Raw genomic sequence first — 23,415 nt, forward strand, 5'->3', positions numbered from 1 at the left:
TACTATTTTCCTCCAAGATACTTTCTATATTTATATACGTGCCCTAACTTTGATTTAAACAAACTCATTTTTCTCTTAAATCCATTGTCTACTTTATAATCTAGAGAGTTTGTTACTTTTCCTTCTTTTATAAGTTCTCTCATTTCATCTTTATATTGTTGAGGTTTTATATACTTAAACATTACATACTTTGGAACTACACTCCATAAGCATCTTTCTTTTGCTATTTTAAAAGGAATATCCTTATTTTCTATATAATCCTCAACTAAATATTTAACTATATTATTTCCACTACCTGTTACATAGTAATTACTTCTTCCTTGACGAACATTTATTTCAAATACTTTATACTTTCCGTCTTTCTCATCGTATTTTATATCAAAATTTGAAAATCCTACAAAGTTGATATCTTCAAGGAATTTTTTAATTTTCACTGTAACATCTTCATTATATTCGTTTATTATAACAGCATGATTCCCTATTCCATGAGGTGTATGTTCTTCTAACAAAACATGTCCTAATGCCATTAACTTAACTTTTCCATTCTTATCTGAATAGTTTGTTAAAACTCTCATATATGTGTCGTCACCATTTATAAATTCTTGTAACACCACTGAATCCGTATATCCAGCATCATATATTTGCTTTAATGTTTCTTCTAATTCTTCTCTTGTATCAAGCTTATAAACCTTTTTTTGACTTTGGAAAGGATATTCCCAATACATAACACTATTAGCAGGCTTTAAGATATATGGTGCTCCAAATGGAAGTTCAAAGTCATTTCCCATTTCCTTACGATATATAAATGTATTCGGGTAATCTATTCCATACTTATCACATATATTGTAGAACTTTTCCTTATGTATTAATGTATTCATCATTTCACTACTAACATATGGAGCTACTACATTACTTGGATAATTCCCTAAATTTTCAGCACATAGTTTTACATAACTATCTCCACATCCAATTAATATAACTGTTTTATCCTTGTGCTTATTCGCAAATTCTCTTACATGTTTAATAAAGTTTTCTTGATCATCATTTTTCTCACACACATTATAATCTATAATATCACTATTAAAACAAGGACCTATTGCATACTTTCCCCATACTGTACTTTTTATTCCATATGCTTCATGAAAAGCTCTAGCCACACTATAAACATTAATATCTCCGCCAAATAAAAGTGGCATAAATTCTATTTCCTTTTGTTTCATAATTTATCTCACCATCTTTTCTCAATAATTAAAAGTAAAAAAACTTGTACATTTTTGCTCAATACATTATAGTATTCGCTATTTTATTTGTCAAGGCAAGTAATATTGCCACTTTCCAAGGTTTTTACAACTACTATTATACATTATTTTTAGCAAAATAACTTCTTTTTTAATTATTGTCACAAAAGAATTTATTAAACATACTTTTTCATATTTAATAAACAAGGCTGTATAAGCCTAAGGTAAAACCTTAATCTGAGACAACCTCTTGATTAGTTACTTTTTCAATTGTTCATTATATATCATTCTTGATATTTTAGATATTTTTTCAGCTGGGCCACTTACCCCTTCTGCATACGCTACTATTACATATGGCTTGTCTGTAAACACTATTCCTATATCACTAACAGCGCCACCATAATTACTCATTTTATGTACGACCTTATTGTATTGGAAATATTTATCTAATGAACCCTTTCTTATTTTTTCATATGTGACCATATTTAAGCCAACCTTATATGTACTTGCTGCTGTAAAGACCTTATTTTCATTTATTTCTATCTTGTATCCCACTTGTTAAATCATAATAAATAAATCCAAACCTGCTTATTTCAGACCCTAAATATTTTTGTATTCTCCTTAATAGGAATATTAGATTCTAATATAGATTCAGAAGTTGTACCTTCCTGTGTTTGATTATTTTGTGGCTTCTGTTCATTCTTTTTCCCCTTCCAACTTCCTTTTAGCTTCCTCCTCTGCTTTTAGTCTTTGTGCCTCAAACTCAACCTGTTTTTCTCTTTCTATAGCTTGAGTTTTTCTAGTATCTACAATCTTAAATATTCCTCCCAATAATAAAACCAATAAAAAAGTAGTACTAAATACTATTACCTTTAAGTAACCTAAAATAAAAAAGGTGGATAAACCACCTCTTCTTTTAAAATTATAACTATTGCTTTTTAAATATAGTTTCGCCTTCTTTAATAGTCTCAAGAACTTGTATATCTTTTATTTCCATAGGATCAACCTTTAGTATATTCTTATCTAATATAACTAAATCCGCTAACTTACCTTCTTTTAAGGTACCTTTAATATCTTCCTCGAAATATTGGTATGCTGCATTTTTTGTAACAGCTTTTAAGGCATCTAAGGGACTTACCCTTTCCTCTTCTCCTAATAAAACTCCATTTTTAGTTATTCTATTAACAGCACACCATATAGTTTCTAACATATTAGGCTCTATAACAGGCGAATCTTGATGAAATGTATATAGTATTCCCTTATCTTGAGCTGACTTTGCCAAACTTATTTTACTTGCTCTTTCCATTCCATAATTCTTTATATGAACATCCCCCCAGTAATAAACATGGGCTACAAAGAAAGATGGCATTATACCCAAAGCTTTTAAATCATCTAATTGGTCTTCTGCTAATAATTGAGCATGTATCATAACAGGCCTTATATTATTATTCGAATGAGTTCTTTCTTTGGCAACTTCATATTGATCTATGAATTGCTGAGAAGCAGCATCTCCATTACAATGGACTAATATCTGCATATCTTCCCTTAATGCCTTCTCTAATTTACTTTCTATTTCTTCATCCTTTTGTACTCCATATCCATAATAATCTTTTTCCTTTCCTAAGTATGGAGTTCTCATCCATGCGGTACGACCTTGTGGAGATCCATCCAAGAAAGTCTTATATCCTCCCATTTTCACATGATTATCATATCTCTGAATACAATTTGCAAACTTTTCTTTTAATAATTCAGCATTCATTATATCTAAATATCCAATCAAATCTATTTTTAGAAGTTTAGACTGTATTAAATACTGAAATATATCTGTTAATACATCTACAACCATTCCCTCTTGAACAGTTGTAATACCATAACTGGCATATGCACATTGAGCCTTAAGCAGAGTTTCCATAAATTCTTCATTAGATACAACTGGTATAGATTGAATATAATTTATATATGCATTTTCTTCTAAATATCCAGTAACTTCTCCATCCTTCTTTTCTATAACGCCTCCTTCTGGACTTGGTGTATCCACTGTTATCCCTAAATCATTTATTCCTATAGTATTTAATACACCCATATGTCCAGACTTATGTTTAACAATAAGTGGATTATTAGGAGCTGCTTTATCTAAAACCGCCTTAGTTGGATGAGACTTTTCCTCTAAATAACTTTGATCATAGCCATTTGCTTGAATCCACATTCCAGCTGGTATATTATTCTTTTTAATAAACCTTTGTATAGCATCAACAATTTCCTCAAAACTTACTGCTTCTCCTAAATCTACTTGTGTAAAGGAACTAGCATATCCAGAAAAATGACTATGTGCATCTATGAATGATGGCATTAATGTTTTCCCTTGTAGATTAATTATCTCCACATCTTTACTTGCTTCCTTAAGTAAATCTTCTTTTTTCCCTAACTTATCTATCTTTCTTCCTTTAATTAACACTGCTTCAGTATATAATTCATCCTCAAGTGTCAATATATCTCCATTAAAATATAACTTTTCTTTATTGGACATTTTTACCCTCCCAAAATTCTCTTAATTTATATTTATTCAGCTTTAGCTTTTCACAGTATATATTTTTTAATCAGTTTTTTAGCTAGAATCTTACTATATTCTCTTCAAATAAAACACACTACTTATCTTTATTTGAAAACTTACTTGTGATACGGCTCATTGTTAATAATTCTAAATCCTCTATATACTTGCTCTAAAAGCATTACTCTAAATAACTGATGAGGAAATGTCATCTTTGAAAAACATAGCTTATAATTTGCTCTTTTAATTACATCTTCTGATAACCCTAAACTTCCTCCAATTATAAAAACTATATTTGAATTTCCTGTAACACAACAATTTGATATAAATGAAGCAAACTCTTCAGAAGTTATTTGCTTACCCTTTAAGTCCATTGCAACTACATAAGAATTATCCTTTATTTTAGATAAAATCAATCTACCTTCTTTTTCTTTTATTTGTTGCTCTTCTTTTTCTGATGCATTATCTGGTGTTTTCTCATCTGGTAATTCTATAATTTCTAACTTACAATACCTACTCAATCTCTTTGAATATTCATCAATTGCTTGTTTTAAATATTTCTCTTTTAACTTTCCCACTGCAATAATTGAAATGTTCATAAAAATATCCTCCTAAGTAATATACTAATATATTACCACAAAGGAGGATTAAAACTCATTTTATTCTACTTTATAGTTATCTACATCTATAATAGTTGGAGAATCATCTTCTACAACAACATCTTTAGATTTTATTTGTTTTTTCTTAGGTAATGTTAACAATAATAAATCATTATCAAATGATGCTTTTAATTTTGTTACATCTATTTCTTCTACATAGAAGGTTTTTATTAAATCTCCACCAGTTTGAATTATTGTCATTCTTACATTTCTACCATTTGAATATGTTTGCTTTTTCTTAATGGTTAATATAGCTTTGTTTTCCTCAAAGTCTATATTTACATCCTTTGGAGTTAATCCTGGTAAATATCCTTTTATCAAATAATATGGGCCATAATCTTTTATTGATATATCATAAGCATCCTCATTCATCAAATCATCAACCATATTATTTACAAAATCACTAGATAAAAGTTGATCAACCATTCCATTTATAAAATCATCATTTAGCAAACCATTTAATATACTTCCATAGTTAAAATTATTATTGTTATTATTCATAGGGCTATTATTAAACATAAAAGGAAACATTCCAAACATATATACCATCCCCTCATAAAGATGCTTTTATAATATATATGTATTAAATGGTTCCTTTTTTGATACAATTTTAATATCCTATCTCTTTATTTAAAAATATAACATGTATTCTTCCTTTTATACTTTGTCTTTTTATAACAGTATACTCACTACATATCCTTTCTTTACTATTGCAGTTCATGCAGTATCCTACCTTTGTACAAGGAGTATTTTTATTTAACCTTTTTGCATTAGCTGGCGCACTTACTGTTTTATTCCTTTTAATAGCATCATCTAATGTTGGAACTATCTTATTAATACCACATATGATAATTACTTTTTCTGGCCCATATAATAAAGCTGCTACTCTGTTTCCATTCCCATCAACATTATACAGTTGTCCATCTTCCGTTATGGCATTACTACTAGAAAAATATGCATCTGCAAAAAAAGCCTCTTTATAAATCTTTACTATTTCCTCTTTTGTTAATCCTTCCTTATATCTATCTAGGAATTTATATCTATCGCTTCTTAAATGATCTATTACTCCTGTTTCAAATAAAGATATAGAACCACCACAAGCTACCATTGAACCTTCTGAAACTATCTCTTTAATTTTATCTATTAACTCCTCTTCATTTTCAACCAAGTAACCATTCATATTATTTTTCTCTAATGCTTCAATTGTTCTAATTATTTTTTGTTCATTAACCCACTTTAAATTCTTATCCATATAAAAACCTCCTCAATACATCTTTAATTAAATTTTATCATACAAAAAAGGTAGATATGATACTCATATCTACCTAAATTCAACTTACTTTCCACAACACTTCTTATACTTTTTACCACTACCACATGGGCAAAGATCATTTCTACCTACTTTATTTTCATTTCTAACTGTTTTAGAATCTTTATATTCTTTCTCTATTTCATGTCTCTTCTCTACTGAGAATATTCCATCCCATTGTGGTAAGTTATATAAGTAATCAGCCTTTGCATCTAACATATTAAAATATAATTTTTCTAAGTTTATATCAAATACTAATTCAGTATTTGAATCTACAGATTCAAGATCATATGGATTGTTTAAACTATCATTTATTCCATCAACAAATCCCATTATGAACTCTTCTGTTGTATTATATTCTTTAGCAAGATTTGAAATCACAACTTTTTTCACGTTTTTATGATCTGCTAATAAATCTTTATATATTTTTGTTTCTATAGCACTATATTCATCCCAAAAAGCCTTTTCGCCCTTAGTCTTAACATATTCTACTACCATATCAGTCCAATTACTGTATAAACTCATACTATTCTCCTCTTTTCTAAATATATTTTTTATAATTCTATATAGCCACTTGGCTCTTTTCTACTTGCCATAGAAAGTATTACATCCTCACCTTGTTTTAAGCCTTTATCTTTTATTACATTTAAAACTGTTTGATAAGCTAAATCAGGATGATTATTTGTATTACTTAAATGCCCTAATATAACCTTTTTTCCAAATCCATTTTTTGCTATATTAACTATAGCTTCGCCACAGTCATCATTTGATAAGTGACCAACTTCACTTAATATTCTTCTTTTTAGTGAATATGGATATGGACCGAACTTTAGCATATTAACATCATGGTTACTTTCTAATAAAATAACCTCTGAGTCTTTTACATTACTATAAATTTCTTCTGTAAATACACCAAAGTCAGTAGCAACACTTACTTGCTTTATCCCATTACTTACTGTATAACCTACCGGCGATATAGCATCGTGTGGTATTATAAAAGACTTTATATTTAAGCTACCTATATCAACGCTTGTTCTTCTATCCATAACTTTTATGTTATGCTCTTTTACCTTGCCTATTGAACTTTCCATAGCAGCCCAAGTCTTATCATTAGCATATATAGGGACATCGTATTTCCTTGATATTATTCCTACACCTTTAATATGGTCACTATGCTCATGAGTAATGAATATTCCATCTAACTTACTAGGATCTTGCCCAATAGACTTCATTGCTTCATCAATCTTTTTTCCAGGCATACCAGCATCAATTAATATTTTTGATTCTTTATCACCTATAAAAATACTATTGCCACTGCTACCACTATATAATGAGCAAAAAATCATTTACTTTTCCCCCATCTTAATCTTCACAACTAACTCTATGTATGTCAGCTCCTAAAGATCTAAATTTTTCCTCTATATGAGGATATCCTCTATCTATATGTTCTATATTTGTAATTTCTGTTTCACCTTCAGCCATAAGCCCAGCTACAACCATAGCTGCACCTGCTCTTAAATCAGTTGCCACAACTACAGCACCTGTTAACTTCTCTACACCATCAATTAAGGCTACTCTACCTTCAACTTTTATGTTAGCACCCATCTTCTTTAGCTCATCAGTATGTTTATGTCTATTTTCATATATAGATTCATTAATCATACTTCTTCCTGGTACTGTTGATAAAAGCGAAGACATAGGTTGTTGTATGTCTGTTGGAAACCCTGGATATGGAGTTGTTTTTATATTAACGCCCTTAAGTTCTCCATCGACTGTAACTCTAACACTATCGTCACCTTCTTCAACAACTACTCCCATTTCTATAAGTTTTGCTGTTATAGATTCTAAATGCTTAGGAATTACATTTTTTATTGTAATATCCCCTCTTGTTGCTGCAGCAGAAATCATAAATGTCCCGGCCTCAATCTGATCAGGAATAACACTATACGAACATCCGCTTAGTTCTTTAACACCTCTAATTCTAATAACATCAGTTCCTGCACCCTTTATGTCTGCCCCCATAGTGTTTAAGAAGTTCGCAACATCTACTACATGTGGTTCCTTTGCAACATTTTCTAATGTTGTTACCCCTTCAGCTAATGTAGCTGCAATCATAACATTAATTGTAGCTCCAACTGAAACAACATCAAAGAAAATATTAGTCCCAACTAGCCTATCTGCTTTAACTTTTACAGCACCATGTTCTATAACAACTTCTGCACCTAATGCTTCAAACCCCTTTATATGTTGGTCTATTGGTCTAACACCTATAGGGCATCCCCCTGGTAATTCCACTCTAGCTTGCTTAAATCTTGCTAATAACGATCCAATAAAATAATAAGAAGCTCTCATTCTTCTAACATCTTCTGTGCAAGCATCAAAATTATTTACATCCGTACTATCAATTTCTAATGTATTATTATCTAACTTATTTACAGTGCATCCTAAACTTTTTAGTATACGTTCTAAACAATGTACATCTTCTATATCCGGTATATTATCAATTACACATTTTCCAGTATTCGCTATTATAGCAGCTGGTAATATTGCAACCGCTGCATTTTTTGCACCATTTATTTCAACCGATCCCCTAAGAGACTTACCTCCATTAATAACTAACTTTTCCATCAAATTCACCCTTATTCAAAGATTATATATATTAAAATTCCCAAAATTCATAATTATATCCAAAATTCTATTAAATACGCATTATAACTCTATTATATAGAATTCTATCTTAACTATTATAACATAAAGTATAGTTATTTAAATATCTTTTTTATGGCAAATTCACCTTTTTAGTAACTATACTCCATTTAATTTGTTAAAATTTTAGTATTTTTAGTAAATTAAATAAAATCAATGCTTTTATGTTTTTTTATATTTGGTAATATGTTATAATTTATAACAAAGTTTGTATATAAAATTTTCCCGAATGTGAGGTTTGCTATGAAATATTATATTGTTGCACTATTCGATGACGAATCTTATAAGTTAATATCACCTATTCAAAAAAATCTTTCAAAAAAATTTAGGGCTAATAGAAATTCTCCTCAGCCATACATCGTTTTAGGAGCATTGGAAAATCCAACTATAGATAAGCTTAGTCCAATTTTAGAAAAGATTTTAAAACCTTATAAAAAATTTAAAGTTGAATTGTGCGATAGTGTTTGCGTAAGTGAGACTACTAAAACAGTAAATCTCAAGATTGAACATATTGGATATATAAGAAAGATTTCAAGAGTTATCAATGATACTTTAAAATTACATGGATTTAATATCTTAAATAATGATGAAGATGAACTTGCAATTTCTTTAGCCAATGTAAATTATTTTAATAAGGATAAAAAAAATAATAGTGAAGTACTATATGATTCAAATAAAAATAATAAAACCTATCCTACACTAAAGGTTGATAGATTTGAAATATGGAAAATTTCTAATAGTAGAAGGGAAACATTAATTAAAAGTTATCCTCTTAGAAATTTTTAAAATAATAAAAACTCCTATTTTTTCAAAGAATAAATAGGAGTTTTTATTATTTTTTTTAATATTTGAAAAATATTTGTTTTGTAGTCGTTTTCTGACCTTTTCTTTATTCTAAAGATTCTGTAAAATATATAAAGACGATTGCCTTGAAAATTAAGGGGGATATAAACATGCAAATTGAAGATTTGTTTAAAATACAAAAAGAAGCTAATAATAAAGTTCAAATAGATACTAACTTAAGTGGTTATAAGCTACTTGCAAGAAAACATCTTGAACTTCAAATAAAAATGAGTGAATTAGCAAATGAAACAAAATGCTATAAATATTGGATTGATGATAACTTTACTGTAAATAAAAGTACTGTATTCGATAAGTATATCTCTTGCTTCAGGCAAGTCTTATCTTTAGGAATTGATAAAGGCTATGACAGTATTAAATGTATTACTATACAACCTAGTGAATATTGTTTAAGCGATCAATTTTTAAATTTATATATAGACATAAATGACCTTCTAATATCTTCTTCTGAAGATCACTATGTTACTTTATTAGAAGACTTTTTAAGTCTTGCAATAAGTCTAGGATTCTCTGAACAAGATATTGTAGATGGTTTTAAATTATAACTTCATCATATTTTAAGCTCTCTAATTTTTAGGGAGCTTTTATTATATTCTAAATCTCTCTGGGAATACTATTTTTGAGGTGATTAAAATGATAGCTATAATTACAGCAATAATTTCTGGTATTGCTATGAGTGTTCAAGGTGTATTTAATACACGACTAGGAGAAAAAATTGGAGTTTGGGAAACAAACGTTTTTGTTCAAGGAAGTGCTCTTATACTAACCTTAATTATTACCTTTTTTATAGGTAAAGGAAGCTATAATCAAATTAAAGAAGCCAATAAATTATATTTACTAGGGGGTGCTCTTGGTGTTGTAATAACATATACAGTTATGAAAAGCATTAGTGGTTTAGGCCCTACATGTGGAATCGGTATAATACTTGTTGCTCAATTATTAGCTGCTGCATTAATTGAAGCATTTGGACTATTCGGAAGTGAAAAACTTAATTTTACATTAAAAGAACTTATAGGTATTGCAATCATGGTTGTAGGTATTATAGTATTTAAATGGAAACATTAAACAAAGGAGTTCTATAATGAATATATTTAGTAATATTAAATTTTTATCCATACTAACAGCAACCAATATAAAGGAATACTTTAATCAAAGAAATGATATTTCTAATGAAGCATTGAAAACCGATTCAGTACATTGGTATGGTCATGCTACTGCATTGATAAATTTATCAGATATCATAATACTTACTGATCCAGTTTTAAATAATACTTTAGGATTCTTTAAAAGAATTGCTAACCGCCCTAGTAGCCTTGATGATCAAAAAATAGATTATATTCTACTATCTCACGGACATATGGATCACACTAACTTCTCTTCCTTAAGAAAGTTAGATAAAAATATTACTATTATAGTTCCTAAAGGATATAGACGATTAATGAAATTATTAGGATTTAAAAATGTTATAATGCTTCGAGATACAGAAATATATGAAGATGAAAATATAAAAATTACAGCTATAAAAGCTAATCATGATGGTCGTAGATTTTATATAGGAATAGACGATGAAAGTAATTCCTATCTTATAGAAAGAAATAAAAAGAAGGTATTTTTTGCTGGAGATACAGCTTTTACTAATGATTTTGACAACTTAGAGTGTGATGTTGCTATTATGCCTGTAGGTTGTTATAAACCAGATAGATTTTCATATATGCACTGTACTCCAGAGGAAAGCTACAAAATGTTTAGCATGATGAAATGTAATGCTATGATTCCTATTCATTATAAGACCTTTAAGATATCATTAGAAGATTTCAATGAAACACATGATACACTTGTTAATTTTAATGATGAAAGAATTAAAATTCTAAATATAGGTCAAACATATAAATTTTAAGCAGTTTTTATAATAACTGCTTTTTTTAGTTGTATTAACAAAATTGCCCTAATCTTTATACTATATAAGTGAAAGAATTTATAGGAGTATTTTATGTTTTCATTTAGAAGTAAGATAGACTCTAACCTAAAGTATTACATGGAAAATAAAGTTTATAGAAAATATAGAGTTCTAATCAAATGTAAAAACTTCACAAAAGAAATTGCAAAAAAAATCTCCTCATATAGAGGAGAACTTATATATATATTAGAATATTCAAATATAGTTTGTGCTAAATTAGATAGTAGGTCTATAGAACGTATTTCAGAATATCCTGAAGTTAAATATATAAGTTTTGATGAATACTTACATTTATGTGGAATGAGTGTCTCCACTGCTAATAAAGTTTATATTTCAGAAAAAGTTTCTCTATCTGGAAAGGGTATTGGTATTGGTATTGTTGATAGTGGAATATATCCTCATCCAGACTTACTTTCTCCATCTAATAGGATATCCAGCTTTACTGACTTAATCAATAATTTCCAATATCCCTATGATGATAATGGTCACGGTACATGCACCGCTGGTATAATTGCAAGTAGTGGAATAACATCTAATAATATGTATAAGGGAATAGCGCCACGTTCTGATATATATTGCTATAAAGCTTTTGATAAGTGTGGAAAAGGATTTTCATCTACAGTTCTCTATGCAATTGAGTCATTAATAAAAACATCTAAAGAAAAAAATATAAAAATTCTATGTTTACCTTTTGAATTACAAAACCACAATATATTTATAATCAATGCTTTTAAGGATACCTTTAATAAAGCAATTGAAAATAATGTTGCCCCAATTGTACCTAGTGGCAGTAGTTTAAATGAAGATTTTTCTATTATGGGAATTGCAACCTTAGATAATTGTTTAACTGTTGGTGGAATAGATACTAATAACTCATTAAAACCTTACTTATACTCATCTTCAGGTCCCTTTAAAAATCTTTCAAAACCTAATCTAAGTGCTGCATGTGTTGATATAGTATCTCTAAATTCAGATACATCCTATTTATCTGAAAAAGAGGGATTTAAAATATATCCTAAAAAATTAGATGTATTATATAAATCATTTTCTGGCACATCTATATCCACGGCCTATATTTCTGGAATATGTGCACTTTTATACGAAAAGAATCCAAACTTATCCTTTAAAGATTTGTGTTCGCTATTAAAGCTATCCTGCGAATTAGGAGAACTACCTAAAAAGCAGGTAGGAGAAGGAACTATAAATCTTTATAAGTTATTAGATTAATTAACTAGATACTTTTTAGGATCCACAGGACTACCATTTACTCTAACCTCAAAATGTAAATGTGGTCCTGTGCTTCTTCCTGTACTTCCAACCCTACCTATTAACTGACCTTTTTTAATTTCATCTCCAACCTTTACTTCAAACTTGCTTAAATGTCCATATATAGTTTCTATTCCATCTTCATGTTGTATCAATATCTTATTTCCATAGCTACCATCATACCTACATTCCTTAACTTTTCCATCAAGAGCTGAACAAACTGGATCTCCAATTTCTCCTGCTATATCCATACCACTATGTGTACTTCCCCATCTTGGTCCAAAGTTTGATGTTACATATCCACCTCTAGTTGGCATTCTTAAAAATGCTACATCTTCTTTTATTGGGCTCTTAGTCCCCTTATATACAACTTTATCTATACTATCTTTTATTATATCTTGCTCTATTATTTCCTCATTTACTTTTAATCCATTTCTGTAAACTACGTTAGATACAACACTTTTGATTCCTTCCTCCCCCTCCTCTACATAGACTTCCCCTAAATACATATCATCTCTATTTACTACTTTTGTTGATACATCTATGCTATCAACTCTTTCTTCTCTACATAATATATCTACAAATACTAGATTATTAAACTTATCACTTTTTATAATATTTCTAGCTATTTCTTCTATAGGTTTCACATTTCTAATTCTTTCATTTTCCTTTTCATATCTTAAGTTAGCTTTTACATCTACAGATATAATTTTATCTCTATCTATTTTACTTTCATCTATAAATATCTCTCCTATTCTTCTTAAAACCTCCTTACCCTCTTGTTCATTTAGAACTAATCCATAATATTGATCCCCTAAATAAACTTTAGTTAGAACAGCTTCTGAATTTATAGAAGATATTATAGAATCTCTTAAATCTTTATCAGTTCCTTTTACTTCATCATATTTTACTTTCTTATATGTAATATCGTTTTTATCCTCTTTATCTATAATAATATCATTTATACTATTCTTAACTTCATTACATTGAATTGATAACTCTTCTATTTCTCCATAACACTCTACTTCTTGATTATTAATATATAATTTATATATATTATCACTGTTCAAACCTAATAAGTTAATAATAATTAATATTATACTGCTTATTAAACAACATAATATAAATTTAGTTTGTAATCTTATATCCATACATCATCCCTTCACTTCCAAAAACACATCAATTACTTTTCCCATAATCTATTAATTTATACATTATATATCTATTTAGATAAGTTGTTATCCCTCCTCTCCTTTGTTATAATTATTAAATATGATGTTTATAAAATACTAATTTTGAAAGGAGGAATGTTAGAATGAGTACTTTTATATTGAAAAATAACGCATGTACCTTTACACCTATTAGCAATGTTTTTATTGAAAAATATATGCCATTTGCTAGAGGAGAATTTGTTAAGGTTTATTTACTTCTATTAAAGTATAACTTTTCTAATGAGCCTGGAGTAAATAGTTCAATACTAGCATCTTCCTTAAACCTGTTAGAATCTGATGTAATGAACGCATTAAATTATTGGAATGACCAAGGTGTAATAAAATTTGTTCCTGTAGATAAAATGAATAACTTCAGTATAGAATTTGTACCACTAGATAATGACTTAAGTAGTACTTCACCAGATGTTAACCTATTAGATGCACTAAATAACACAGAAACTAACGATATGTTAAGAGATATAGAAAGAATACTTTGTAGACCACTTTCAACAAAAGAGATGGAAATATATTTAGGATGGCAAAAAGATTTTTCTTTTACCTCAGAACTTATCCTAATACTTATTGAATATTGTGCATCAAAAGGTAAAGTTGATTACAGGTATATAGAAAAGGTTGCTCTGGCTTGGAATGATATGGGTATAAAAACTATTGAAAAAGCCCAAAGTCATATAAAGCAGACAGAAGATAAGTGGGTTAAGATAAGACAAATACTAAATTACCTAGGCATTAACAATTCAGAAATTATGAAGCCTCAGGAAGAGCTTTTGAATAAATGGATTAATGTATATAAATTTGACATTCAATTAATAAAGAAAGCTTGTGACATTTGTTTTCAAAGACTTAATAGAGCTGACTTTAAATATATTGATGGCATACTTAGCAAATGGTTTAATGACAATATAAAAACCCTAGATGATGTTGCAATTAAAGATAAACAACATAAAAATAATTATAAAAACTCATCTACTAATTATCAAAAAAACTTAAAAGCCTCAGGTTTTAATAACTTTGAACCAAGATCATATGATTATGACTCTTTAGAAAAGAAATTGTTAGGATGGGATGTTGATGATTAACGGATATCAAGCAAAAATTATGGCCGTTTATGAAAAGATACGTGATGAAGAATCTAAAAACTTAGAACTTAGAAGAAACGAAATTCGTAATTTGTATCCTGAAATAATGGATATAGATAACTTAATTCAAAAACGTTCGCTTCAATTATCTATGGCTATACTTAAGTCTAAGGATGCAGATGAAACTATAAAAAAGTTTAGAAATGAAATTACAGATTTAAGAGTAAAAAAATGTGAAATGTTAGTATCTAAAGGATATGACCCTGACTATTTGACCTTAAAATATAGGTGTAATAAATGTCAAGATACAGGCTTTATAGGTATTAATAAGTGTTCATGCTATAAACCAAAACTAATAAAATTATATTATCAAAATTCTTTACTTGAGGATACTCTAAAAGAAAAGAACTTTGATAATTTTGATCTTAATTTATTTTCAATGCATAAGGTAAGTGATGATAAATTTTCTCCCAGAAAAAATATGGATAATATTGTATCCTATGTTACTTCTGAATATTTGCCAAACTTCAATAATTCAAATACTAATCTACTTTTTTATGGTAACCCTGGAAGCGGAAAGTCTTATTTATCTTATTGTATAGCTAAAGAGCTATTAGACCTAGGCTTTTTAGTAGTATATAAAACTTCAGAAGAACTTATAAGAGATTTAAGAGATATAAAGTTTAATAATAATGCTAAATTAGAAGAACTCTTAATTGAATGTGATTTACTTATTATTGATGATCTTGGTGCCGAATCTAAGAGTGATTTTTCAATAACAGAACTTTTTAATCTTATTAACAGAAAACTATTAAGAAATAAAAAGATGCTTATTTCAACCAACCTTTCACTTCCTAATATAACAAATATATATAGTGAAAGAATTTACTCTAGACTATTAGGTGATTTTAAACTTTTCAAGTTTTATTCAGATGACATTAGAATAAAGTTAAATTTAAAAAATAAAAGGTAATGTAAAAATCTACATTACCTTTTTTATAAACCTTTTTTTATAAAAACAAAAAACATCAACTAATGTTGATGTTTTAATTTGGCGACTCAGAAGGGGCTCGAACCCTCGACCTCTGGCGTGACAGGCCAGCACTCTAACCAACTGAGCTACTGAGCCAAATTATCTGGTGGGCACAACAGGGATCGAACCTGTGACCCCCTGCTTGTAAGGCAGGTGCTCTCCCAGCTGAGCTATGCGCCCAAATAAAAATGGTGACTCCTAGGGGAATCGAACCCCTGTTACCACCGTGAAAGGGTGGTGTCTTAACCGCTTGACCAAGGAGCCAAATAATGGAGCTGGCAATAGGAATCGAACCTACAACCTGCTGATTACAAGTCAGCTGCTCTACCGTTGAGCCATGCCAGCATAATTAGCATTTAATATTTGTTTTTTAAAATTGGCGACTCAGAAGGGGCTCGAACCCTCGACCTCTGGCGTGACAGGCCAGCACTCTAACCAACTGAGCTACTGAGCCGCATTTATGGTGGGCACAACAGGGATCGAACCTGTGACCCCCTGCTTGTAAGGCAGGTGCTCTCCCAGCTGAGCTATGCGCCCAAATAAAAATGGTGACTCCTAGGGGAATCGAACCCCTGTTACCACCGTGAAAGGGTGGTGTCTTAACCGCTTGACCAAGGAGCCAAATAATGGAGCTGGCAATAGGAATCGAACCTACAACCTGCTGATTACAAGTCAGCTGCTCTACCGTTGAGCCATGCCAGCATAATTAGCATTTAATATTTGTTTTTTAAAATTGGCGACTCAGAAGGGGCTCGAACCCTCGACCTCTGGCGTGACAGGCCAGCACTCTAACCAACTGAGCTACTGAGCCGCATTTATGGTGGGCACAACAGGGATCGAACCTGTGACCCCCTGCTTGTAAGGCAGGTGCTCTCCCAGCTGAGCTATGCGCCCAAATAAAAATGGTGACTCCTAGGGGAATCGAACCCCTGTTACCACCGTGAAAGGGTGGTGTCTTAACCGCTTGACCAAGGAGCCAAATTGTTATCTTATGATCCTCGCTAATGTGTTCTGCGCTGACCACATAGACTATAATACAGAAATTCATTATATGTGTCAACACATTTTTTTAAATTTCTTTTTATTTTTCTTAAACCTCGCATTATTCCGTGTCCGATAAGAGATAAATAGCTTCATTTTTCTCACTTTTTTTAATATTATTTATGGCTTTTCCATATCTAGATAATAAAATTTCTTTTTGCTTTATTTCTTTTCTAATTTTATTTATTTCTTCTTTTGCCCCTTCCATAAAACCTTGTATTTCCAGTGGTGTAATTAATATACTATAGTTGTCTCTTTTAAAATTTTGTCCTGATGCCATAACTTTTATAGGTAATGAGTTATTTATTACACAAATTAGTTCCTTTTCCCATATTCCTCTCTTATTAACTTTATATCTATCTCTTAAAACATTTAAATCATTTAATTTTTCATCCATCTCATTTTCTAAAGAGTCTTTTAAAGCTTTATAGAAAAATATTGATATTCCCCTATTTAATTTTATAGTTAGGAAATTAATGTTGTTTATTAAAAAATCATCTATCTCTCCCTCGCTAATTAACTCAACTTCATCATGCTTATAAGACTTTAATCCAGTACCTGTGGGATAATTAACTATTATCTCATCTATATTCATTCTTCTTACTTTAAATTCTCTATCCTTATCTTCAATCTCTGCAATAACTTTAACCTTCAAAATAATCACCTCTTATGGTATTATTCCTCTCTTTAATAGGTAATATTACTATGTTAAAATTTAATTATATTTTTAAAAAGGAGACATAAGTTTTATGATATATCACGATATTATTATTGTTGGTGGTGGAGCTTCTGGTTTAATGGCTGCAATAATTGCAAAAGATCTAGGAAAGGATGTTGCAATTATAGAAGCAACAGATAGAATAGGGAAAAAAATTTTAACTACTGGTAATGGTAGATGTAATATTTCTAACTCTAGAATTTCTTTTCCTTATGATACTTACCATAGTTCTAATAAAGATTTCTATATAGATTGCTTAGATCAGTTGAGTGTTGAAGAAACTAGAAACTTATTTTTATCTATAGGTCTACCTATAGTTGAATTAGAAAAAGGTAAATTATATCCAGCCTCTCTTCAGGCTTCATCTGTAGTAGATCTTTTAAGGTTATCTATAGAGGAAAAGGAAATTCCTTTATTCACAAATTGCAAAGTAAAAACTATCCACAAAAACAAAAACTTTAAATTATCCACAACTAATGATGAATATACTTTATTCACATGCAAAAAAGTTATTTTAGCTTGTGGAGGAAAATCTGCTCCAAAAACAGGTTCAGATGGTTCAGGATATAGATTAGCAAAAGACTTAGGGCATTCTGTCACAAGTACAGTACCTGGTATTGTGCAGTTAAAGTTAGATTATCCACACCTAAAAGCATTATCTGGAATTAAGTTTGATGGAAGAATCTCTATATATGTTGATGGGAAATTAGTTAGAGAAGATATTGGTGAAGTTCTCTTTACCGATTATGGAATATCAGGGCCTCCAATATTACAACTTTCTGCTATAGCTTCTAGAGCCTTGGATAATAATCAAAATGTTGAATTAAGTGTAGATATGATGCCTAACTTATCTATTGAAGAAACTAAAGATTTTTTAGAGGGACACTTATACATGTTTAGCCATAGAACCATTTCTAATTCTTTTATTGGGATTATAAATAAAAAACTCATACCTATAATATTAAAGGATTCAGGAATAAATAATATTCATATTCCTTGCTATGACTTGGATTGGAAAGATAAAAATGAATTACTGTCTAGATTTAAGGGATGGAGATTTAAATGTATAGATACTAATGGATTCAATAATGCCCAATTAACTGTAGGTGGCATAAATACAAAAGAAGTTAATCCTAAAACACTAGAATCTAATATAACACCAGGTTTATTCTTTTGTGGAGAGGTACTAGATGTTAATGGTGATTGCGGTGGATTTAATCTTCAATGGGCATGGTCATCAGGTTATACTGTAGGGAATAGTGTTTAAACTATTCCCTTTTATGTTTGTACTATCATAGATAATATTTAATATATCCCACTTATCTTCTGATTTTAAATATTTTATTTTCATATTTACTTCATATTCTATTTCATCTTCTTGTATTGTTAATACACCTTGTATTTCCCTTAATTTATATGACTCTATCTCTTTTACACTTTCTATATTGAATTTAAAAGTCACTTCATTATCTAAAATGTATTCTTTATCTCTTATGTATATAACTTTGCCCCTTAAATCATTACATACTCTTTTTCCTGTTATAAAAGAATTCTTTATAACAAATGTTAAACATATAACTCCCACAAGCATAATTCCAAATAATAAACAATAGAACGTTACCTTATTCTTATCTAATTTATTCATCCTATCCCTCTATTAATTCATATACTTATCTATATTCATATCAATAAACTTATATTTATATAAATATTTCAATATATAAAAAAAGAGCGAATATAAAAATATCCGCTCTTTTAATTATTTATTTAATGCTTCCATTAATTCATTTAAGTTTATTCCATGTACCATAGCAGCTTCCTCAATTGTTTCAGCTTGTGCTGATGGACAACCCACGCAACCCATTCCAAAGCTCATTAAAACTTCTGCCTTACTTGAATCAGCTTTTATAACTTCACCTATTGTCATATCCTTAGTTATCATACTTATCACCTCTTTATACTTACTAGTACTTAGTATTATAAAAAAATTATATTTTATCCACTAAATAAAGTCAAGTAAAGTACTCGGAATTAAAGTTCTCCAACTCTCATAGTTTGATCTCTTTTTGGTCCTACTGATACTATTGATATTCTTGTTCCAGTAAACTCTGAAATTCTTTCAAGGTACTTCTTTGCATTTTCAGGTATTTCATCATAACTTCTTGCATCTGCTACTGAATCATCCCATCCATCAAATTCTTCATATACAGGTTCACACTTAGCTAAATCCTCTAAGCTTGCTGGGAAATAATCTATTATTTCTCCATTAAATTTATACCCTACACATACCTTTAACTTATCCAATCCTGCTAGTGTATCAATCTTAGTAACTGCCAATGAAGTTAAGCCAGATACTCTAACTGCAGACTTAACTATAACTAAGTCAAGCCAACCACATCTTCTAGATCTACCTGTAGTTACTCCATATTCATGTCCCTTTGTTCTTATCCATTCACCAGTTTCATTTTCTAATTCAGTTGGGAAAGGACCCTTACCAACTCTTGTAGTATATGCTTTTGTAATACCTACTGCATTTTTAATCATATTTGGTCCAACACCAATTCCGTTGCTTACTCCACCTGCTGTTGTATTTGAAGATGTAACATATGGATATGTTCCATGATCTATATCTAAAAGCATACCTTGAGCTCCTTCAAAAAGAACTGTTTTATCTTCTTTAATTGAATCATAAACTTTTACTGATGTATCCTTTACGAATGGTCCTATTTTCTCTGCATATTGTTTATATTGAACTAATATCTCTTCTGCATCTAAAGCTTCTCCACCAAGAACCTTTGTTATATATTCATTCTTCATTTTTATGTTTTCTCTTAGTTTTTCTTCAAATACATCTTCATGTAATAAATCACAAACTCTAATTCCACATCTCTCAAACTTATCTGTATAACAAGGACCTATTCCTTTTCCAGTAGTTCCTATATCATTCTTCCCTCTAGCCTTTTCCTTTAAAATATCTAATACTCTATGATATGGCATTATTAAGTGAGCTCTATCACTAATAATTAGCTTTTCTGGAGTTACCTTAACACCTTCTTTTTCTAAATATCCTATCTCTTCAAATAAGGCCTTAGGATCTACTACAACACCATTTCCTATTACATTTAACTTGTTGTCATATAATATACCTGAAGGTATTAAGTGAAGCTTGTATTGTCTATCTCCTACTTCTACAGTATGACCTGCATTATTTCCTCCCTGGAATCTAACGACTACATCTGCTTCTTCAGCTAGATAATCAGTCATTTTACCCTTTCCTTCATCGCCCCATTGGGCACCTAAAACAATAAACGCTGACATATACACTGCCTCCTTATGTAAAATCTACTCCTACATACTAACAAAGTGATTGTCATAGGTCAATATCCACTCGAATATTTTTTTGCAAATTAATATTATAATTCGTATAATAATAGTAGTAAACTTAGTTTCTTATTCTAGAAATTAATATATAAAAAGGGGTGCTCATATGACAATATACGAAAAAGCTTTAAAATTTCATGAAGAAAAAAGAGGTAAACTTGAAATATGTTCAAGAACTCCAATTAAAGATTCACAAGATCTTAGTTTAGCTTATACTCCAGGGGTGGCTGAACCATGTAGAGAAATATATAAAGATCCCTCTAAAGCCTATCTATATACTAGAAAGTGGAATACTGTTGCTGTAATATCTGATGGTACAGCAGTACTAGGTTTAGGTGATATTGGTCCTCTAGCTTCTTTACCTGTAATGGAAGGAAAATCAATTCTATTTAAAGAATTTGGAGATGTTGATGCATTTCCTATAGTATTAGATACAAAAGATGTTGATGAGATTGTCGATACAATAGTTAAAATTTCACCTTCATTAGGCGGAATAAATCTTGAAGACATATCTGCTCCAAGATGTTTTGAAATTGAACAACGATTAAAGGAAAAATTAGATATTCCAGTTTTTCATGATGATCAACACGGAACTGCTATAGTTGTTTTATCAGGGATTATAAATGCCCTTAAGATAGTTAATAAAAAGTTGGAAAACTTAAAAGTTGTAATTAATGGTGCTGGTTCTGCTGGTACTGCTATCTGTAAGCTCCTATTATCATCTGGAGTAAAAAATATTGTTATGTGCGATATTAATGGCATTATTCATAAGGAAGCTGACTTAAAAAATGATGCTTTAAAAGAATTAGCACAAATAACAAATCCAAATAATGAAACAGGTTCTCTTAGTACTGCAATGAAAGGTGCTGATATATTTATAGGTGTATCTGCTCCAAATATCGTTTCTAAGGAAATGGTTTCTTCAATGAATAAAGATTCTATATTGTTTGCAATGGCTAACCCTACTCCTGAAATTTTTCCTGAGGATGCTCTTGAGGCGGGAGCACTAGTTGTTGGTACAGGAAGATCAGATTATCCTAATCAAATAAATAATGTTTTGGCTTTCCCTGGTGTATTTAGAGGTGCATTAGATGTTAGAGCAAGAGAAATAAATGAAGCGATGAAGGTAGCAGCTGCCTATGCTATTGCTAATGCTATTAGTGATGATGAATTAAGACCAGATAATATTATTCCTAAAGCTTTCGACTTAAACGTACAAAATCTAGTTGCTGAAGCAGTAAAAAATGCTGCAATAAAAACTGGAGTAAATAAAATATAAAAAATGTAAAGCTGGCAATAGAGAATAGGTTTTCTCCATTGCTAACTTTTTTTATTTCATATTTATATATTTTTATATTTATATGTTTGTTTCTTTATATATTTTTATATTTATTTGTTCATATATTTATTTCTTTATATATTTAGAGAATACATCTATATGCAATCATAATCCGTAAGTTATTTATAATATAATTTTAAAAAAGTTAAGACTCTCTAAACTTAAAATAAGTTTCTGTTTAAAGATAAAAAAGGGCTATATCAAAATAATAAATTATTATGATATAGCCCTACTCTTTACTTACATAGATTTAGATTTATCTGCACATTTTATCATTGCTTCAATAATAGAACTTCTAAATCCTTGTTTTTCTAACTCTACTACAGCATCTATTGTTGTTCCTGATGGTGAACATACCATATCTTTTAATTCACCAGGATGTTGTTCTGTATCTAATATCATCTTTGCTGATCCTAATACACTTTGTGCTGCCATTTTATATGCTTTTTTTCTTGGTATGCCAAGTTTTACTGCTGCATCTGCCATAGCCTCAATAAATATAAATACATATGCTGGTGAGGAACCGCATAAGGCTATAAAACCATGAAAATCTTTTTCTTCAAGTTCTACGCATTCTCCAAAACTTTTATACATATCTATCACTAACTTTAACTCTTCGTCTAAAACATTATTATTAGTACATATAGCTGACATACCTTCTCCTACAAGTGCAGGAGTGTTAGGCATTGTTCTTACAATTCTAGCTTTATCACTAATTAAAGCTTCCATATCACTTATAGTTATTCCTGCTGCTATAGTTATAATAAGTTTTTCTTGCAATAATTCTCTTCTTAGTTCACCAATAACTTTTGCATACATATTAGGCTTAACTGCAAGAAAAATTACATCTGAATTTTTTATAACATCTTCATTATTAGTTGTTACATTAACATTATATTTTTCTTGTATTAATTTTGCAGACTCTTCTGTTCTAGTAGAAACAATAATATTACTTGAATTTGAAAATCCTGAATTTATTAATCCTCCTACCATAGCTCTTCCCATATTGCCACAACCTATAAACCCAATCCTCTTCATAATACATATCTCC

At 29.8% G+C, this 23,415-nt stretch carries 25 protein-coding genes and 11 tRNA genes; 9 read left to right on the forward strand and 27 right to left on the reverse strand.

The window, feature by feature from the left end:
- Positions 1-2: 2 nt before the first annotated feature.
- The 10 genes from DR024_RS17120 to DR024_RS17165 form a co-directional block, all read right to left on the reverse strand.
- On the reverse strand, positions 3-1,220 hold the full coding sequence (locus DR024_RS17120; RefSeq protein WP_027098987.1) for a carboxylate--amine ligase: 1,218 nt from the start codon (positions 1,218-1,220) through the stop codon (positions 3-5).
- A 276-nt stretch (positions 1,221-1,496) separates the two neighbouring features.
- Positions 1,497-1,793: a hypothetical protein gene (locus DR024_RS17125; protein WP_027098988.1), complete on the reverse strand. Its 297-nt coding sequence runs from the start codon at positions 1,791-1,793 to the stop codon at positions 1,497-1,499.
- Positions 1,794-1,934: 141 nt separating this feature from the next.
- A complete protein-coding gene (locus DR024_RS17855; RefSeq protein WP_155849311.1) occupies positions 1,935-2,081 on the reverse strand; it encodes a hypothetical protein in 147 nt (48 codons plus the stop codon).
- An 85-nt stretch (positions 2,082-2,166) separates the two neighbouring features.
- Positions 2,167-3,765, reverse strand: coding sequence for an amidohydrolase (locus tag DR024_RS17135; RefSeq protein WP_099328560.1), 1,599 nt, complete (start codon positions 3,763-3,765; stop codon positions 2,167-2,169).
- A gap of 140 nt (positions 3,766-3,905) precedes the next feature.
- Positions 3,906-4,385 (reverse strand): 23S rRNA (pseudouridine(1915)-N(3))-methyltransferase RlmH, encoded by a 480-nt coding sequence (gene rlmH / locus DR024_RS17140; RefSeq protein ID WP_027098991.1) that lies wholly within the window; start codon positions 4,383-4,385, stop codon positions 3,906-3,908.
- Positions 4,386-4,445: 60 nt separating this feature from the next.
- Positions 4,446-4,964, reverse strand: coding sequence for an Hsp20 family protein (locus tag DR024_RS17145; RefSeq protein ID WP_172458970.1), 519 nt, complete (start codon positions 4,962-4,964; stop codon positions 4,446-4,448).
- A 91-nt stretch (positions 4,965-5,055) separates the two neighbouring features.
- A complete protein-coding gene (locus DR024_RS17150; protein WP_027098993.1) occupies positions 5,056-5,697 on the reverse strand; it encodes a lactate utilization protein in 642 nt (213 codons plus the stop codon).
- 84 nt (positions 5,698-5,781) lie between these two features.
- A complete protein-coding gene (locus tag DR024_RS17155) occupies positions 5,782-6,279 on the reverse strand; it encodes an SEC-C metal-binding domain-containing protein (RefSeq protein ID WP_027098994.1) in 498 nt (165 codons plus the stop codon).
- 29 nt (positions 6,280-6,308) lie between these two features.
- Positions 6,309-7,100 carry an MBL fold metallo-hydrolase gene (locus tag DR024_RS17160; protein ID WP_055185020.1) on the reverse strand — a complete coding sequence of 264 codons (792 nt, stop codon included), beginning with the start codon at positions 7,098-7,100 and terminating at the stop codon, positions 6,309-6,311.
- Between the two features lie 16 nt (positions 7,101-7,116).
- Complete coding sequence (locus DR024_RS17165) at positions 7,117-8,382, reverse strand: UDP-N-acetylglucosamine 1-carboxyvinyltransferase (RefSeq protein WP_055185022.1); 1,266 nt, start codon at positions 8,380-8,382, stop codon at positions 7,117-7,119.
- 321 nt (positions 8,383-8,703) lie between these two features.
- Here DR024_RS17165 and DR024_RS17170 point away from each other — a divergent pair, with 321 nt between their 5' ends.
- The 5 genes from DR024_RS17170 (at position 8,704) to DR024_RS17190 (ending at position 12,505) form a co-directional block, all read left to right on the forward strand.
- The gene (locus tag DR024_RS17170) at positions 8,704-9,246 is read left to right on the forward strand and encodes a hypothetical protein (protein WP_027098997.1); all 543 of its coding nucleotides are present in this window, start codon (positions 8,704-8,706) and stop codon (positions 9,244-9,246) included.
- Positions 9,247-9,413: 167 nt separating this feature from the next.
- On the forward strand, positions 9,414-9,866 hold the full coding sequence (locus DR024_RS17175; RefSeq protein ID WP_027098998.1) for a dUTP diphosphatase: 453 nt from the start codon (positions 9,414-9,416) through the stop codon (positions 9,864-9,866).
- Between the two features lie 88 nt (positions 9,867-9,954).
- Positions 9,955-10,386 (forward strand): DMT family transporter, encoded by a 432-nt coding sequence (locus DR024_RS17180; protein WP_027098999.1) that lies wholly within the window; start codon positions 9,955-9,957, stop codon positions 10,384-10,386.
- A gap of 16 nt (positions 10,387-10,402) precedes the next feature.
- Positions 10,403-11,218 (forward strand): MBL fold metallo-hydrolase, encoded by an 816-nt coding sequence (locus tag DR024_RS17185; RefSeq protein WP_027099000.1) that lies wholly within the window; start codon positions 10,403-10,405, stop codon positions 11,216-11,218.
- A gap of 93 nt (positions 11,219-11,311) precedes the next feature.
- The gene (locus DR024_RS17190; protein ID WP_027099001.1) at positions 11,312-12,505 is read left to right on the forward strand and encodes a S8 family peptidase; all 1,194 of its coding nucleotides are present in this window, start codon (positions 11,312-11,314) and stop codon (positions 12,503-12,505) included.
- Here the strand turns inward: DR024_RS17190 and DR024_RS17195 are convergent.
- Entirely contained in the window at positions 12,502-13,695 is a 1,194-nt protein-coding gene (locus DR024_RS17195; protein ID WP_027099002.1) for a peptidoglycan DD-metalloendopeptidase family protein, read from the reverse strand. The genes DR024_RS17190 and DR024_RS17195 overlap by 4 nt on opposite strands.
- Before the next feature lie 164 nt (positions 13,696-13,859).
- On the opposite strand from DR024_RS17195, the gene DR024_RS17200 reads away from it, so the two are divergent.
- Positions 13,860-14,852: a DnaD domain protein gene (locus DR024_RS17200; protein WP_027099003.1), complete on the forward strand. Its 993-nt coding sequence runs from the start codon at positions 13,860-13,862 to the stop codon at positions 14,850-14,852.
- On the forward strand, positions 14,845-15,825 hold the full coding sequence (locus DR024_RS17205) for an ATP-binding protein (RefSeq protein ID WP_027099004.1): 981 nt from the start codon (positions 14,845-14,847) through the stop codon (positions 15,823-15,825). Before DR024_RS17200 ends, DR024_RS17205 begins: the two co-directional genes overlap by 8 nt.
- 79 nt (positions 15,826-15,904) lie before the next feature.
- Here DR024_RS17205 and DR024_RS17210 read toward each other — a convergent pair.
- The 12 genes from DR024_RS17210 to DR024_RS17265 form a co-directional block, all read right to left on the reverse strand.
- Positions 15,905-15,981 (reverse strand) — tRNA-Asp (locus tag DR024_RS17210).
- Positions 15,982-15,989: 8 nt separating this feature from the next.
- A tRNA-Val gene (locus tag DR024_RS17215) sits at positions 15,990-16,065 on the reverse strand.
- Positions 16,066-16,074: 9 nt separating this feature from the next.
- A tRNA-Glu gene (locus DR024_RS17220) sits at positions 16,075-16,149 on the reverse strand.
- A gap of 6 nt (positions 16,150-16,155) precedes the next feature.
- Positions 16,156-16,230: transfer RNA gene (locus tag DR024_RS17225), tRNA-Thr, on the reverse strand.
- A 32-nt stretch (positions 16,231-16,262) separates the two neighbouring features.
- Positions 16,263-16,339: transfer RNA gene (locus DR024_RS17230), tRNA-Asp, on the reverse strand.
- Between the two features lie 7 nt (positions 16,340-16,346).
- A tRNA-Val gene (locus tag DR024_RS17235) sits at positions 16,347-16,422 on the reverse strand.
- Between the two features lie 9 nt (positions 16,423-16,431).
- Positions 16,432-16,506, reverse strand: a tRNA-Glu gene (locus tag DR024_RS17240).
- Between the two features lie 6 nt (positions 16,507-16,512).
- A tRNA-Thr gene (locus DR024_RS17245) sits at positions 16,513-16,587 on the reverse strand.
- A 32-nt stretch (positions 16,588-16,619) separates the two neighbouring features.
- A tRNA-Asp gene (locus tag DR024_RS17250) sits at positions 16,620-16,696 on the reverse strand.
- Positions 16,697-16,703: 7 nt separating this feature from the next.
- A tRNA-Val gene (locus DR024_RS17255) sits at positions 16,704-16,779 on the reverse strand.
- Positions 16,780-16,788: 9 nt separating this feature from the next.
- Positions 16,789-16,863 (reverse strand) — tRNA-Glu (locus DR024_RS17260).
- A gap of 124 nt (positions 16,864-16,987) precedes the next feature.
- On the reverse strand, positions 16,988-17,581 hold the full coding sequence (locus tag DR024_RS17265; RefSeq protein ID WP_027099005.1) for a hypothetical protein: 594 nt from the start codon (positions 17,579-17,581) through the stop codon (positions 16,988-16,990).
- A 94-nt stretch (positions 17,582-17,675) separates the two neighbouring features.
- Here DR024_RS17265 and DR024_RS17270 point away from each other — a divergent pair, with 94 nt between their 5' ends.
- Positions 17,676-18,911: a BaiN/RdsA family NAD(P)/FAD-dependent oxidoreductase gene (locus DR024_RS17270; RefSeq protein WP_027099006.1), complete on the forward strand. Its 1,236-nt coding sequence runs from the start codon at positions 17,676-17,678 to the stop codon at positions 18,909-18,911.
- Here the strand turns inward: DR024_RS17270 and DR024_RS17275 are convergent.
- The 3 genes from DR024_RS17275 to DR024_RS17285 all read right to left on the reverse strand — a co-directional run bounded on the left by DR024_RS17275 (position 18,882) and on the right by DR024_RS17285 (position 20,962).
- On the reverse strand, positions 18,882-19,289 hold the full coding sequence (locus DR024_RS17275; RefSeq protein WP_027099007.1) for a hypothetical protein: 408 nt from the start codon (positions 19,287-19,289) through the stop codon (positions 18,882-18,884). The genes DR024_RS17270 and DR024_RS17275 overlap by 30 nt on opposite strands.
- Before the next feature lie 114 nt (positions 19,290-19,403).
- Positions 19,404-19,586, reverse strand: a complete 183-nt coding sequence (locus DR024_RS17280) for a DUF1858 domain-containing protein (RefSeq protein WP_027099008.1) — start codon at positions 19,584-19,586, stop codon at positions 19,404-19,406.
- Between the two features lie 89 nt (positions 19,587-19,675).
- Positions 19,676-20,962: an adenylosuccinate synthase gene (locus tag DR024_RS17285; protein WP_027099009.1), complete on the reverse strand. Its 1,287-nt coding sequence runs from the start codon at positions 20,960-20,962 to the stop codon at positions 19,676-19,678.
- Positions 20,963-21,131: 169 nt separating this feature from the next.
- Here DR024_RS17285 and DR024_RS17290 point away from each other — a divergent pair, with 169 nt between their 5' ends.
- Entirely contained in the window at positions 21,132-22,304 is a 1,173-nt protein-coding gene (locus tag DR024_RS17290) for an NAD(P)-dependent malic enzyme (RefSeq protein ID WP_027099010.1), read from the forward strand.
- A 300-nt stretch (positions 22,305-22,604) separates the two neighbouring features.
- Here the strand turns inward: DR024_RS17290 and proC are convergent, their stop codons facing one another.
- Positions 22,605-23,405, reverse strand: coding sequence for a pyrroline-5-carboxylate reductase (proC, locus tag DR024_RS17295; RefSeq protein ID WP_027099011.1), 801 nt, complete (start codon positions 23,403-23,405; stop codon positions 22,605-22,607).
- Positions 23,406-23,415 lie beyond the last annotated feature (10 nt).

The sequence above is a fragment of the Clostridium paraputrificum genome, assembly GCF_900447045.1.
Classification (GTDB): Bacteria; Bacillota; Clostridia; order Clostridiales; family Clostridiaceae; genus Clostridium; species Clostridium paraputrificum.

Bases quoted from the DNA above. Each gene is read 5' to 3' on its own strand.
- DR024_RS17120 (WP_027098987.1), bottom strand. From the start codon at position 1,220: ATGAAACAAAAGGAAATAGAATTTATGCCACTTTTATTTGGCGGAGAT.
- DR024_RS17135 (WP_099328560.1), bottom strand. From the start codon at position 3,765: ATGTCCAATAAAGAAAAGTTATATTTTAATGGAGATATATTGACACTT.
- rlmH (WP_027098991.1), bottom strand. From the start codon at position 4,385: ATGAACATTTCAATTATTGCAGTGGGAAAGTTAAAAGAGAAATATTTA.
- DR024_RS17145 (WP_172458970.1), bottom strand. From the start codon at position 4,964: ATGTTTAATAATAGCCCTATGAATAATAACAATAATAATTTTAACTAT.
- DR024_RS17150 (WP_027098993.1), bottom strand. From the start codon at position 5,697: ATGGATAAGAATTTAAAGTGGGTTAATGAACAAAAAATAATTAGAACA.
- DR024_RS17155 (WP_027098994.1), bottom strand. From the start codon at position 6,279: ATGAGTTTATACAGTAATTGGACTGATATGGTAGTAGAATATGTTAAG.
- DR024_RS17160 (WP_055185020.1), bottom strand. From the start codon at position 7,100: ATGATTTTTTGCTCATTATATAGTGGTAGCAGTGGCAATAGTATTTTT.
- DR024_RS17165 (WP_055185022.1), bottom strand. From the start codon at position 8,382: ATGGAAAAGTTAGTTATTAATGGAGGTAAGTCTCTTAGGGGATCGGTT.
- DR024_RS17170 (WP_027098997.1), top strand. From the start codon at position 8,704: ATGAAATATTATATTGTTGCACTATTCGATGACGAATCTTATAAGTTA.
- DR024_RS17175 (WP_027098998.1), top strand. From the start codon at position 9,414: ATGCAAATTGAAGATTTGTTTAAAATACAAAAAGAAGCTAATAATAAA.
- DR024_RS17180 (WP_027098999.1), top strand. From the start codon at position 9,955: ATGATAGCTATAATTACAGCAATAATTTCTGGTATTGCTATGAGTGTT.
- DR024_RS17185 (WP_027099000.1), top strand. From the start codon at position 10,403: ATGAATATATTTAGTAATATTAAATTTTTATCCATACTAACAGCAACC.
- DR024_RS17190 (WP_027099001.1), top strand. From the start codon at position 11,312: ATGTTTTCATTTAGAAGTAAGATAGACTCTAACCTAAAGTATTACATG.
- DR024_RS17195 (WP_027099002.1), bottom strand. From the start codon at position 13,695: ATGGATATAAGATTACAAACTAAATTTATATTATGTTGTTTAATAAGC.
- DR024_RS17200 (WP_027099003.1), top strand. From the start codon at position 13,860: ATGAGTACTTTTATATTGAAAAATAACGCATGTACCTTTACACCTATT.
- DR024_RS17205 (WP_027099004.1), top strand. From the start codon at position 14,845: ATGATTAACGGATATCAAGCAAAAATTATGGCCGTTTATGAAAAGATA.
- DR024_RS17270 (WP_027099006.1), top strand. From the start codon at position 17,676: ATGATATATCACGATATTATTATTGTTGGTGGTGGAGCTTCTGGTTTA.
- DR024_RS17275 (WP_027099007.1), bottom strand. From the start codon at position 19,289: ATGAATAAATTAGATAAGAATAAGGTAACGTTCTATTGTTTATTATTT.
- DR024_RS17280 (WP_027099008.1), bottom strand. From the start codon at position 19,586: ATGATAACTAAGGATATGACAATAGGTGAAGTTATAAAAGCTGATTCA.
- DR024_RS17285 (WP_027099009.1), bottom strand. From the start codon at position 20,962: ATGTCAGCGTTTATTGTTTTAGGTGCCCAATGGGGCGATGAAGGAAAG.
- DR024_RS17290 (WP_027099010.1), top strand. From the start codon at position 21,132: ATGACAATATACGAAAAAGCTTTAAAATTTCATGAAGAAAAAAGAGGT.